The following is a 395-nucleotide window of genomic DNA, read 5'->3' as shown; positions in this document are numbered from 1 at the left end:
AAGCCGAACGCGAGCAGACCGCCCACGACGATCCAGAGTAGGTAAGCCCAAGGGTGCCGCATAGCTGCTCCAATCTTCGTCGCTCTGGCCGGACTCCGACGCGGTGTCTGTCGAGGCCGGTCCTACGTGCCGCCGAGTGCCACGAGCCAATGATCGTCCGTGCTCCGCACGAGGTGAACGAGGAAGAGCGGGGACTGGGCGGCCGGGTCGTCGTTGTGAACACAGTCATTCGTTTGCTGCTTGGCCGAGTCCTTTGCCACTCGGCAGAGCCGGCCCACCCAGGACACCGTGGCGATGTCGCCAGCGATGGAGACACGACCCACTGAGATGTCGCCACTTGCGGTGATCCCCTCGACACCCTTGGTCCCGAGCGCCAAGGCGTCGATCACCCCCTG

1 protein-coding gene is annotated in these 395 nt (G+C 65.1%); it reads right to left on the bottom strand.

Features of this window, described 5'->3' with window-relative positions:
- Window positions 1–122: 122 nt before the first annotated feature.
- On the bottom strand, window positions 123–395 hold a 273-nt coding region (locus AC30CM_RS27315; RefSeq protein WP_490120024.1), incomplete at its 5' end, for a hypothetical protein.

Source organism: Mycobacterium sp. DHQP2018-32-09, assembly GCF_058148405.1.
Note: the sequence above shows the minus strand (reverse complement) of the source record. Positions and strands in the feature narration are given on the sequence as shown.